At 66.5% G+C, this 11902-nt stretch carries 12 protein-coding genes; 2 read left to right on the top strand and 10 right to left on the bottom strand.

The window, feature by feature from the left end:
• Positions 1–47: 47 nt before the first annotated feature.
• Positions 48–779 carry a TetR family transcriptional regulator gene (locus PHLH3_RS18825; RefSeq protein WP_213625337.1) on the top strand — a complete coding sequence of 244 codons (732 nt, stop codon included), beginning with the start codon at positions 48–50 and terminating at the stop codon, positions 777–779.
• Between the two features lie 131 nt (positions 780–910).
• On the opposite strand, the gene PHLH3_RS18820 is transcribed toward PHLH3_RS18825, so the two are convergent.
• The 4 genes from PHLH3_RS18820 to fnr form a co-directional block, all read right to left on the bottom strand.
• Positions 911–1747: a metal-dependent hydrolase gene (locus PHLH3_RS18820; RefSeq protein ID WP_173178268.1), complete on the bottom strand. Its 837-nt coding sequence runs from the start codon at positions 1745–1747 to the stop codon at positions 911–913.
• 138 nt (positions 1748–1885) lie between these two features.
• Positions 1886–2857, bottom strand: coding sequence for a fatty acid desaturase family protein (locus tag PHLH3_RS18815; RefSeq protein ID WP_213625336.1), 972 nt, complete (start codon positions 2855–2857; stop codon positions 1886–1888).
• A gap of 158 nt (positions 2858–3015) precedes the next feature.
• Positions 3016–3564, bottom strand: coding sequence for an adenine phosphoribosyltransferase (locus PHLH3_RS18810; RefSeq protein WP_173178266.1), 549 nt, complete (start codon positions 3562–3564; stop codon positions 3016–3018).
• Between the two features lie 52 nt (positions 3565–3616).
• Entirely contained in the window at positions 3617–4351 is a 735-nt protein-coding gene (gene fnr, locus PHLH3_RS18805; RefSeq protein ID WP_111260405.1) for a fumarate/nitrate reduction transcriptional regulator Fnr, read from the bottom strand.
• Positions 4352–4500: 149 nt separating this feature from the next.
• Here fnr and PHLH3_RS18800 point away from each other — a divergent pair, with 149 nt between their 5' ends.
• Positions 4501–4986, top strand: coding sequence for a hypothetical protein (locus tag PHLH3_RS18800; protein ID WP_244862910.1), 486 nt, complete (start codon positions 4501–4503; stop codon positions 4984–4986).
• Positions 4987–4992: 6 nt separating this feature from the next.
• On the opposite strand, the gene hemN is transcribed toward PHLH3_RS18800, so the two are convergent.
• The 6 genes from hemN to ccoG all read right to left on the bottom strand — a co-directional run bounded on the left by hemN (position 4993) and on the right by ccoG (position 11845).
• Positions 4993–6375 (bottom strand): oxygen-independent coproporphyrinogen III oxidase, encoded by a 1383-nt coding sequence (gene hemN, locus PHLH3_RS18795; RefSeq protein ID WP_213625335.1) that lies wholly within the window; start codon positions 6373–6375, stop codon positions 4993–4995.
• Positions 6376–6538: 163 nt separating this feature from the next.
• Positions 6539–7222, bottom strand: coding sequence for a sulfite exporter TauE/SafE family protein (locus PHLH3_RS18790; protein ID WP_213625334.1), 684 nt, complete (start codon positions 7220–7222; stop codon positions 6539–6541).
• A complete protein-coding gene (ccoS, locus tag PHLH3_RS18785) occupies positions 7215–7445 on the bottom strand; it encodes a cbb3-type cytochrome oxidase assembly protein CcoS (RefSeq protein ID WP_173178262.1) in 231 nt (76 codons plus the stop codon). The genes PHLH3_RS18790 and ccoS overlap by 8 nt, the downstream gene beginning before the upstream one ends.
• Positions 7446–7505: 60 nt before the next feature.
• Positions 7506–9905: a heavy metal translocating P-type ATPase gene (locus PHLH3_RS18780; RefSeq protein ID WP_213625333.1), complete on the bottom strand. Its 2400-nt coding sequence runs from the start codon at positions 9903–9905 to the stop codon at positions 7506–7508.
• 9 nt (positions 9906–9914) lie between these two features.
• The gene (locus PHLH3_RS18775) at positions 9915–10415 is read right to left on the bottom strand and encodes a FixH family protein (RefSeq protein ID WP_173178260.1); all 501 of its coding nucleotides are present in this window, start codon (positions 10413–10415) and stop codon (positions 9915–9917) included.
• A gap of 14 nt (positions 10416–10429) precedes the next feature.
• The gene (gene ccoG / locus PHLH3_RS18770; protein ID WP_213625332.1) at positions 10430–11845 is read right to left on the bottom strand and encodes a cytochrome c oxidase accessory protein CcoG; all 1416 of its coding nucleotides are present in this window, start codon (positions 11843–11845) and stop codon (positions 10430–10432) included.
• Positions 11846–11902: the final 57 nt, after the last annotated feature.

Raw genomic sequence — 11902 nt, 5'->3', positions numbered from 1 at the left:
CGCCAGCAAGCCATTGCGGTACAACCAACCTAAGGTAGGGGTCAGCCATGAGTTCATTGCCGGACGACGGGCAGCAGTCGAAGGAGCGGGCGGTCGAGGCGCCGGGCAAGCGCCTCTTGATGGAGGCGGCCCTGCGCCTGTCCTCCCAGAGCCGCAGCCTGAGCAGCCTGGGCCTGCGTGAACTGGCGCGGGAGGCGGGGCTCAACCCGAACACCTTCTATCGCCATTTCAAGGACGTGGACGACCTGGGCCTGGCGATGATCCGCAACATCTCCACCCAGCTGCGCCAGCCGTTGCGTGACCTGCGTCGCGAGGCGGCGGCGCGTGCGGTACAGGGCGATCACGCGTCGATGCCCAAGCTGATGGGCATCGACATGGGGCGCGGCAAGCGCGTGTGCCATGAGACGGTGAACCTGTTCTTCGACTTCGTCGCCGATAACGCCGAGGCCTTCATCATCGGCGTGCGCGAGCTGCATGGCGCATCACCTGCCATGCGCGAGGCGCTGCGCGAGGTGATGGACGAGTTCGCCGACGACATGGCCGAGGACATCGTCGAGTTCAAGCTGCTGCCGGCGCTGGTGCCGGAGGCCGTGGTGCGGCGCGTTTCCAGCCTGATCAGCCGCAACCTGTTCCAGATGTCCCTGGATTTCATCGGCGAGCCTGCGCGTCGCGCCGAGATCCGCCTGGAGGCCGAGGAGCAGGTGCTGTTCCTTTTCACCGGCGCCAGCGTGTTGCAGGGCCTGGAGGCGATGGGGGCGGTCGGTGGCGGCGCGCGATAGGACCGGCACAGCGTAGAACCCATTGGTCTAGAGGCACAGAGCATGGGTTTCGCTGCGCTCTACGCCATCCTGCGAACGCTCAAGCAGAAAGCCCGGCGATTGCCGGGCTTTTTCGTTGGGCGCGATAGTGCTCAGCCGTTGAAGCCGAGACGCTCCTTCCAGCGCTTTTCCAGCGCCTTGGTGTCATGGTCGAAAGGGTGGAAGCCCGGGCGGTAGTAGTCCAGGTAGGGCTTGATCATGCGCGGGAAGTAGCCGGTGCGCAGGCTGAACAGGGTCTTCAGGCCGCGGCCCCAACTGCGCAGGTTGAACAGCTGGCCGTCCTTGCGCAGCAGGTGCAGCTGGAAGGCGCCGATCACGCCAATGAACATCACGGTGGTCAGGGCCATTGTGATGGTGCGCTCGAAGTAGCCGCCGCCGACCGCCATGTAGGCGTCGTAGCAGACCGCCTTGTGCTCGTTTTCCTCGATCGCGTGCCACATCCACAGCTGGTACATCTTCTGGTCGTCCATCTGCGTGCTGAGGTCTTCGCGGCGCAGCAGTTGCTCGGCCATGGTCGCGGTGAAGTGCTCGAGGGCGCAGGTGGCAGCCAGGCGCTGCTTCTTGGTGGTGAAGCGGGTGACCCATTCGAGCAGCACCTTGATGCGCAGCTCCAGGCGTTCCAGATCGATGCCGTGCTGGGCGGCATAGTCGTTGTAGGTGGCGTGTTCCTTGGAGTGCATGGCTTCCTGGCCGATGAAGGCGCTGATGTCCTTCTGCAGCTGCGGGTCGTCGATCTGGTCGCGCACGCCACGCACGCTGTCGACGAAGAACTTCTCGCCATAAGGGAAGAGCGACGACAGGTTGTTCATGAAGTGGCTCATGAAGGGATCGCCGCTCCACCAGTATTTTTGGGTGGCATCGAAGCTGAAGTCCATGCGGCGGACGGGGAAGTGGGCCTTGGGCAGGTTGGCGGCGGCGCTGGCGGTCATTGGGCAATCCTCGTGGTTGGGAGCCGTCCCTTGTTGTTGTCTGGCTCTTGCTGGCACGGATAACCGTGTCATCGAACGATGTAACTGTTGAGGATTAACGCAGGTTTCGCCTGGCTGCGCGGACCAACTTTCGGCGGGTTATGACGATTCCGTGGCCGGCTCGCTGACCCGGCGCAGCACATCCAGGTAGCCGGGGGGCGCCGCCACCAGGCCGCGCTGGCGCAGCAGCCGGTGCGCTTCCGGGAGGCGGAACCAGGGCAGCGCGGCCATGAGGTGATGCTCGATGTGGTAGTTCACCCGCAGCGGCGCCACGGTCGAACGGGCCAGCCAGCCGGCACGAGTGGTGCGGGTGTTGCGCAGCATGTCGCGGCCACGCTCGGTGCAGGCGTGCTCGGCCAGCGAGCGGATGCGCATGAACAGGCTGTAGGTGGTGAGGTTGGCCAGCCACCAGACGCCGAACAGCCAGAATTCGCCACAGGCGGCGAGCATGCCGGCCAGCAGGGCGTTGGCCAGCAGCATCGGGGTCATGTTGCGCAGGCCTTCGCGGGCGTAGTCGCGCCAGGTGCGGCCGTCGCGCGTGCGCCGCTTGACGTTGGCGGCGACGGTGTACTCCAGCACGCCCAGGTCCATCAGCAGTTGGCCGAACAGGCGGCGCAGGCCGCTGAGGCCGGAGAGGTCGCGGGCGAACTTGCGCAGCAGCGAGGCGCGGTGGGTGGGGAAGGGGCGCGAGAGGCTCCAGTCCGGGTCCTGGTCGGTGCCGGTGTGGGCGTGGTGGCGGATGTGGTGCTTGCGGTAGCGGGCGACGTCGACCCAGATGATCCGGGCACAGAGCCAGTCGGTGAGGCGGTCATTGAGCCAGCGGGTGCGGAACAGGGTGCCATGGGCGGCCTCGTGCATGAGGATGGCCAGGGCCAGCTGGCGCCCGCCGAGGATGACCAGGGCGAGTACGAGGGTCACCGGGTTCGGCCAGATGGCGAGCATGGCGAGGGCGGCGGCGATGATCGCCCAGGTGGAGCCGATGGCCCACCAGCCGGCGGCGTCGGAGCGCTGGCTCAGGCGCTGGATTTCTTCACGGCTGAAGCAGTCGGAGAGCTTGCTGCGAGGGTTCATGGCGACCTCTTGTCATGCGCAGGAGTCGCCATCATTGCCCGCACTCGCTGGCCCGGCCAGGGGCGCCCGGCGCTTTCGCGCGGGTGGCCGCAAGCCTGGCGCAAATGCCATGGGTTCAGACTTTGGAGGGATGGGGCCCGGCGTGCGGGCCCTGGGGATCACTTCTCGTCGAGGGCGAAGGCGGTGAGCGAGAAGGTGGGGATGCCGATGTCCTGCAGGCGCTGGGACCCGCCCAGTTCCGGCAGGTCGATGATGGCGGCGGCCTCGTACACGCTGGCGCCCATGCGGCGCACCAGTGCGGTGGCGGCCAGCAGGGTGCCGCCGGTGGCGATCAGGTCATCGAAGATCAGCACCTTGTCGCCGTCGCACAGGCTGTCGCTGTGCACTTCGAGGAAGGCTTCGCCGTATTCGGTCTGGTAGCCCTGGGCGAGGACATCGGCGGGCAGCTTGCCCTGCTTGCGGAACAGGACCAGCGGCTTGTTCAGTTCGTAGGCGACGATGGAGCCGATCAGGAAACCTCGGGCGTCCATGGCGGCGATGTGGCTGAACTCGGCTTCGACGTAGCGCTGGATGAAGCTGTCCACCACCAGGCGCAGGGCGCGGGGCGATTGGAACAGCGGGGTGATATCGCGGAAGACCACGCCGGGCTTGGGGAAGTCCACCACCGGGCGGATCAGGGTCTTGATATCGAATTCGTCGAAAATCATGGTGCGGAACCTGGAGAGGGGAGGAACGCCGGCCGAGCGGCCGGCGCGGGGGTCAGTCTTCGATGCTGCCGCCGGCGAGGGCGCAGAGCTCGATGGGATCGAGGATGTGCACTTCCTTGCCTTCGGCGGCGATCAGGTTGCCCTGCTGGAAGCGGGTGAACACGCGGGAGACGGTCTCCACCGCCAGGCCCAGGTAGTTGCCGATCTCGTTGCGCGACATGGCCAGGCGGAACTGGTTGGCCGAGAAGCCGCGGGCGCGGAAGCGCGCGGAGAGGTTGACCAGGAAGGTGGCGATGCGCTCGTCGGCGGTCTTCTTGGAGAGCAGCAGCATCATCTGCTGGTCATCGCGGATCTCGCGGCTCATGACGCGCATCAGCTGGCGGCGCAGCTGCGGCAGCTGCACGGAGAGCTCATCGAGGCGCTCGAAGGGGATTTCGCACACCGAGGTGGTTTCCAGCGCCTGGGCGGATACCGGGTAGAGCTCGGTGTCCATGCCGGAGAGCCCGACCAGCTCGCTGGGCAGGTGGAAGCCGGTGATCTGTTCCTCGCCGGAGTCGGTGACACCGAACGTCTTCAGCGCGCCGGAGCGGACGGCGAATACGGACTCGAAGGTGTCGCCCTGGCGGAACAGGTAGTCCCCCTTCTTCAGCGGGCGGCCACGCTTGACGATCTCGTCCAGCGAGTCCATGTCTTCCATATTCAGCGACAGGGGCAGGCAGAGGGCGGCGAGGCTGCAGTCCTTGCAATGTGCCTGAGGCAGGTTGCGTACCTTGATGATCTCGGACATCCACGGATCCCTTGCAAAAGCAAACACACAATGGGCGTAAGGGTAACGCAGGGGCGCGCCGAGGGCTAGGAAAAGGCCTTTTCAATGACGTTCAAGTTCAACAGTGTGCTGCCGATATGCCGGTATTGATCCCAATGGAGCGAGTGATCATGAGGGTGGATATCTCCGGCTGGCCGCAGATCGGCCAGCGTTATGCCGCTGCGCGCAGCAGCGAGGCCAGGGACGCGGGGCAGGGCGACGAACGCGTGGAAGACGGCGGGCTGGATGAGCGCATCGGTCATGTCGGCATCCGCGTGAGCCTGTCCGAGGCCGGCAAGGCCCAGGCGAGCGAGGAGGCGAAGAAGAACCAGGACATCGACGAAAGCAGCCTTCCGGACAGCATCAAGCAGATCCTCAAGATGATCCGCAAGCTGAAGGAGGACCTGCGCGAGAAGATGGCCGAGCTCCAGTCGGTCGCCACCGACCAGGGGCTGGATGACGAGACGCGCATGCAGCGCATGGAAGGCCTGCAGAGCGAGGTGGCCAGCCTCAACGGTGCCATCAGTCAGGCCACGGCCAGCCTCATGAAGGCCATGCGCGAAGCGGGCCTGAGCGGCGACCAGATGCTCGAGGCCGCCCAGTTGCTGATGAAATGACGCGCTTCAGATCACCCGGGAGAAACGCTGGGTGGTCTCTGGCGTGAGGTAGTGGTCGAAGAGCATGCAGACCGAGCGCACCAGCAGGCGCCCGGTGGGCAGGATGTCGATGCCGCGATCGCTGAGGGCTATCAGCCCATCGGCTGCCATCTGCTCCAGCTGTGGCCAGATATCCGCGAAATACCCCCTGAACTCGATATTGAACAGCGCTTCGATGGACTGGAAGTCCAGTTCGAATTCGCAGATCAATTGCTGGATCACCGCGCGACGGATGCGGTCGTCCTCGGCGCAGGCGAGGCCGCGACGGGTGGCGAGCAGGCCGTTCTGCAGCTTCTCCTGGTAGGTGGTTATGTTGGCGTCGTTCTGGCAGTAGAGGTCGCCGATCTGGCTGATGGCCGAGACGCCGAGGCCGATCAGGTCGCAATGCCCGTGGGTGGTGTAGCCCTGGAAGTTGCGCTGCAGGCGGCCGTCTTCCTGGGCGATGGCCAGTTCGTCGTCCGGCAGGGCGAAGTGGTCCATGCCGATGTAGCGGTAGCCGGCCTGGGTCAGTTGCTCGATGCTGCGCTGGAGCATCTCCAGCTTGTGCCCGGGGCTCGGCAGCTCTTCGGCCTTGATGCGCCGCTGGGGCATGAAGCGCTCCGGCAGGTGGGCGTAGTTGAATACCGAGAGCCGGTCCGGCTGCAGGGCGATCACTTCGGCCACGGTGCGTGCGAAGCTCTCGGGGGTCTGGCGGGGCAGGCCGTAGATCAGGTCGATGTTCACCGAGCGGAACTGCAGGGTACGCGCCGCCTCGACGATGGCGCGGGTCTCCTCGAGGCTCTGCAGGCGATTGACCGCGCGCTGCACCGCCGGGTCGAGGTCCTGCACGCCCAGGCTGACGCGGTTGAAGCCCAGTTCGCGCAGCAGCCCCATGGTCGACCAGTCCGCTTCACGCGGGTCGATCTCGATGCCGTAGTCCCCGGAGTCGTCGTCCAGCAGGCTGAAGTGCTGGCGCAGATGGGCCATCAGGCGGCGCAGTTCGTCGTGGCTGAGGAAGGTCGGGGTGCCGCCGCCGAAGTGCAGTTGCTCGACGCGCTGCTGCGGATCGAGATGGCAGGCGATGAGTTCGATCTCGCGCTCGAGTTTCTCCAGGTAGGGCAGGGCGCGGCCACGGTCCTTGGTGATGACCTTGTTGCAGGCGCAGTAGTAGCAGATGTTCGCGCAGAACGGCACGTGCACGTAGAGCGACAGGGGCCTCAGGGCCTTGCGGCTTTCCCGCAGCGCGTGGAGCAGGTCGAACGAGCCGATGCGTTCGTTGAACTGCACGGCGGTCGGGTAGGAGGTGTAGCGAGGGCCTGCCGCGTCGTAACGGCGGATCAGGCCAGCGTCCCAGCGAATATCGTCGAGCATGGGGGTATTCCAGGTTCAGCAGTCAGTGCCCGGCAGTCTAGGTGGCGCCTGATCCGTGCTTCTTGACCTGGGTCATGCTGTCGCAGCGCCCGGCCCCGGCGTTCGATGCTTGAGTCCCGCCATGCGTCGCCAGAGGCTTTCCAGCTTCCAGCTGGCTGCGTTGTCAGTGCCCCATCAGCCAGTGCTGGTGCGGGCCGGGCAGCGTCCAGATGCCGAAGAGGATCACCAGCACGCCGCCGGCGATGCGTATGCCGCGCTTGCGCAGCAGGGCGGTGAGGCGTTCGGCGGCGAGCCCGGTGGCCAGCAGCACCGGCCAGGTGCCGAGACCGAACGCCAGCATCAGCAAGGCGCTTTCGCTGGCCGAGCCCTGGCTGGCGGCCCACAGCAGGGTGCTGTAGACCAGGCCGCAGGGAAGCCAGCCCCAGAGGGCGCCGAGAAGCAACGCACGGGGCAGGCTGGAGACCGGCAGCAGCTTGCCCGCCACCGGCTGGATATGGCGCCAGAGGCCGCGCCCCAAGGCTTCGATGCGGGTCAGGCCGCTCCACCAGCCGGCGAGGTAGAGGCCCATGGTGATCAATAGCAGCGCGGCGATCACCCGCAGGACCATGGCGGCCGGACTGCTGGCCACGGCCCAGCCGGCCAGGCCGATGAGCAGGCCGGCAGCGGTGTAGCTGAGGATGCGGCCGAGGTTGTAGGCCAGCAGCAGGCGGAAGCGTCGGGCGCGCTGCTCGGGCGGGATGGCCAGGGTCAGGGCGCCCATCAGGCCGCCGCACATGCCGATGCAGTGACCACCGCCGAGCAGGCCGAGGATCATCGCCGAGACCAGCAGGGGCGCCAGTTCAAGCACCGCGCTTGTCCTCGGGTTCGTCTGCTCGCTCGCCATCCCCATCGACCTTGTCGGCTTCGGCGATCCCGCCCGTGTGGCCCGGGTCCTCGTCGTCGAAGAGGATGCTGTGGGCCGGACCGTCGAGGTCGTCGTACTGGCCGCTGTCCACGGCCCAGAAGAATAGCCAGATGGCGAAGCCGACCAGGCCGATGGCGACGGGGATCAGGATGTATAGCGCGGGCATCGGGGAAATCTCGTTTGGGAACCTGGCGGAAGGCCGGTGGGGGAGCTCCCCCGCCGGTCTCTAGCTTCTGGCCAGTCGCAGGGCGTTGACCACCACCAGCAGCGAGCTGACCGACATGCCGAATGCGGCCCAGACCGGGGTGACCCAGCCCAGCGCCGCGAAGGGCAGGACCAGGCCATTGTACAGGGTCGCCCAGGCCAGGTTCTGGATGATGATGCGGCGCGTGCGGCTGGCCACCGTGAGGGCCTGGACCAGGCTCTCCAGGCGGTTGGAGAGGAGCACCGCATCGGCGCTGGTCTTGGCCAGGTCGGTGGCGCTGCCCATGGCGACGCTGATGTCGGCGCCCGCGAGCACGGGAACGTCGTTGACGCCGTCGCCCAGCATCAGCACGCGGCGGCCCTGTTGGTGCAGCTCGCGCAACACGTCGAGCTTGGCGTCGGGGCTGAGGCCGCCACGGGCGTCGTCTATGCCGAGGCGGCAGGCGATCTCGCCGACCATCGGCGAGCTGTCGCCGGACAGCAGCATCACCTGCCAGCCACGGGCACGGCAGGCGTCGAGCAGCAGCGGTGCGTCTTCGCGCAGGCGGTCGTCCAGTACCAGCCAGGCGAGCGGGCCGTGCTCGTCGCCGAGCAGCAGCCATTGGCCGTTGGTGCCGGGAATCTGCGGCGCCGGCCAGTCACCCAGCTCGGCGACGAAGTCGGCCTGGCCGATGCGCAAACGACGCCCGTCCACCCGACCTTCGAGCCCCTTGCCGGGGACATTCTCCACCTGCTCGGCAGGGCGAGGGGCACGACCGAAGGCGCGGGCGATGGGGTGCTCCGAGCGGTTCTCCAGGGCCGCAGCTAGGGCCAGGCAGGTGTCGTTGTCGAGCGCGCCCAGGGGGTGGATGGCGCTGAGGGTGAGGCGCCCCTCGGTGAGGGTGCCGGTCTTGTCGAAGATCACCGTGTCGATCTGGTTCAGCCCTTCCAGCACATGGCCGCGGGTCAGCAGCAGGCCCAGCTTGTGCAGGCTGCCGGTGGCGGTGGTCAGTGCGGTGGGCGTCGCCAGCGCGAGCGCGCAGGGGCAGGTGGCGACCAGCAGCGAGAGGACGATCCAGAAGGCCCGAGACGGGTCGATCTGCCACCAGGCGATGCCGACGATGGCGGCCGCCAGCAGGACGATGATCAGGAACCATTGCGCGACCTTGTCGGCCAGTTCGGCGAGGCGGGGCTTGTCCGCCTGGGCGCGTTCCAGCAATCGCACGATGGCGGAGAGACGGGTCTGGTCGCCGAGCGCCTGGACTTCCAGTGTCAGGGGGCCTTCGACGTTGAGCGTGCCGGCGGTGACGGTGTCGCCACGGCCGCGAGGCAGGGGCAGGTATTCGCCGGTGAGCAGGGACTCGTCGACGCTGGACTGGCCTTCGAGGATCAGGCCATCGGCGGGCATCAGGGCGCCCGGCGGCACCAGGACGCGGTCGCCCACGGCCAGCTCGCCGAGGAGGATGCGCAGGCTTTGGCCGCTGTCGTCCAGGCGCAGGCAGGACGCGGGAAGCAGGTTGACCAGTTGCGCGGTGGCCGCTGCGGTGCGTTCGCGGGCGCGCCGCTCCAGGTATCGGCCGGCGAGGAGGAACAACGCGAACATGCCGACGGCGTCGAAATACAGTTCGCCGATGCCGGTGACGGTGGACCAGATGCCCGCGACGTAGGCACCGCCGATGGCCAGGGATACCGAGACGTCCATGCTCAGGTGGCGGGTGCGCAGGTCACGCAGGGCCCCTCGGAAGAACTGGCCGCAGCAGTAGAAGACGATGGGGGTGGTGAGGAACAGGCTGACCCAGCGCAGGATCTTGTCCAGTTCCGGGCTCAGGTCGATGTTGAATTCGGGCCAGGTGGCCATGGCGGCCATCATCACCTGCATCCACAGCAGGCCGGCGACGCCGAGCTGGCGCATGGCACGCTTGTTCTCGGCAGCGAGGCGCTCGGCGGCGTCATCGGCCTTGTAGGGGTGGCCGGCGTAGCCGATGCGGCGCAGTTCCCTGAGCAGCTCGCTGAGGGGCAACTGGCTATCGGACCAGCGCACCTGCAGGCGATGGTTGGACAGGTTGAGGCGCGCTTCGTCCACCCCGGGCAGGGTGCGCAGGTGCTTCTCGATCAGCCAGCCGCAGGCGGCGCAGCTGATGCCTTCGATCAGCAGGCTGGTTTCGCTGAGTTCGCCCTGGTGCTGGACGAAGGGGCGCTGCACGTCTTCACGATCGAACAGGGCCAGTTCATCGGGAAGCACGCTGGGCAGGGCATCGGGGTTGGCGGCGGTCTCGCTGCGGTGGCGGTAGTAGCTTTCCAGGCCGCCGGCGACGATGGCCTCGGCCACCGCCTGGCAACCCGGACAGCACATGGCCCGCGTCTCACCGAGAACGCGGGCCTCGTAAGGGCTGCCGGCAGGCACCGGCAGGCCGCAGTGGTAGCAGGAGAGGGGGGCGGACATGGGGCGTGCTTATTCGCCCAGCAGGGTCACGCTGCCGTTCTCGAGGGTTTCCTCCTCGAACAGGCGCCAGTCCTGGCCATCTTCCTGGCCGATGAGTTCGACGAATCGGCGGCCGCTGACCGAGTCTTCCAGGTGGCCGCTGTAGAGGTCGCCGGATTGTGGCTGCAGGACGACGCGGCGGTCCTTTTCCTGCTGGGTGGGGGAGAGCAGGCTGAGCACCAGTTGCTGCGGGTGGCTGTTGCCGGTCAGGGTGACCTGGACCACGCCGCTCTGGTCATCCAGGCGCACCTGGGCCTTCATGCCCAGGCGCTTGGCCAGTTCCTCGCGCTCGAGCGAGGTGTTGATGCCCTTGCCGACGTCGTAGTAGTTGTCGACCACCAGGCTCGGCGGGTTCTTGATGGCGATCACCAGCATCGAGGTGCCCAGCACAACGGAGGTGCCGAGGAGGCCGAGGATGAACCAGGGCCAGGGTTGCTTGTACCAGGGGCTTGCGGGAGATTCGGACTGCATGGGGATCTCGTTTTTCAGCGGACGCTGGGGCCGATGAAGCGGCTGTCAGCGTCGGTGGTGATGCCGGGATCGTCGGCCGAGCGGACCCGGAAGACGATGGTATTGGTGCTGGAGGGCAGCTTCTCGGGGTCGATGGACAGCTCCACCGGTACCGACAGCACCTCACCAGCTTCCGTCATGACCTGGCTCTTGCCCTCGTAGACGAGGCCGTCGAGGCCATCGGCTTCGATCACGAAGACCTGGTCCTTCTGGGACTTGTTCATGACCTTCAGGGTGTAGACGTTCTCGATGCGGCCCTGCTCGTTCTCGCGATACAGCACGCGATCCTTGATCACGTCCAGTTCCACCAGCGAGCGGGCGGCCACGGCGTAGCCGAACAGGCCGATCATCGCGACGAGGGCGGCAGCGTACCCGATCAGCCGCGGGCGCAGGAGGGTGGTCTGCTGCCCGTTCAGGTTGTGTTCAGTCGTGTAGCTGATCAGGCCCTTGGGATAGTTCATCTTCTCCATGATGCTGTCGCAGGCGTCGATACAGGCGGCGCAGCCGATGCACTCGATCTGCAGGCCGTCGCGGATGTCGATGCCGGTCGGGCAAACCTGGACGCACATGGTGCAGTCGATGCAGTCGCCGAGGCCCTGGGCCTTGTAGTCGACGTTCTTCTTGCGCGGGCCACGGGACTCGCCGCGACGCGGATCGTAGGAGACGATCAGGGTGTCCTTGTCGAACATCACGCTCTGGAAGCGAGCGTATGGGCACATGTAGATGCACACCTGCTCGCGCAGCCAGCCGGCGTTGCCGTAGGTGGCGAGGGTGAAGAAGCCGACCCAGAAATAGGCCCAGCCATCGGCATTGCCGGTGAAGAGGTCGAATACCAGTTCACGGATGGGGGTGAAGTAGCCGACGAAGGTGACGCCGGTGACGAAGCCGATCAGCAGCCAGAGGCTGTGCTTGGCCGACTTGCGCATGAGCTTGGAGCCGCTCATGGGGGCCTTGTCCAGCTTCATGCGCTGGTTGCGGTCGCCCTCGGTGACCTTTTCGCACCACATGAAGATCCAGGTCCAGACGCTCTGTGGGCAGGTGTAGCCGCACCAGACGCGACCGGCGAAGACGGTGATGAGGAACAGGCCGAAGGCGCAGATGATCAGCAGCCAGGACAGGAGGACGAAGTCCTGGGGCCAGAAGGTGGCGCCGAAGATGTAGAACTTGCGCTCGGGAAGGTTCCACCAGACGGCCTGGCGATCGTTCCAGCTCAGCCAGACGGTGCCGAAATAAAGCAGGAAGAGCAGCGCGCCGCCTGCCATGCGCAGGTTGCGGAAGATGCCGGTGAAGGCGCGGGTGTAGATCTTTTCACGGCTGGCGTAGAGGTCGGCGCTTGCACCGCTCTTGGTCGGGGGAGGGGTAATGTTCTGGACGGGGATCTGTTCGCTCATCTACTCATACCACGGCGGTTGGGGCTTGCCCCGATCGATGCTTGCCGAACGGGATCT

Source organism: Pseudomonas sp. Pc102 (assembly GCF_018408275.1).
Taxonomy (GTDB): domain Bacteria; phylum Pseudomonadota; class Gammaproteobacteria; order Pseudomonadales; family Pseudomonadaceae; genus Metapseudomonas; species Metapseudomonas tohonis.
Note: the sequence above shows the minus strand (reverse complement) of the source record. Positions and strands in the feature narration are given on the sequence as shown.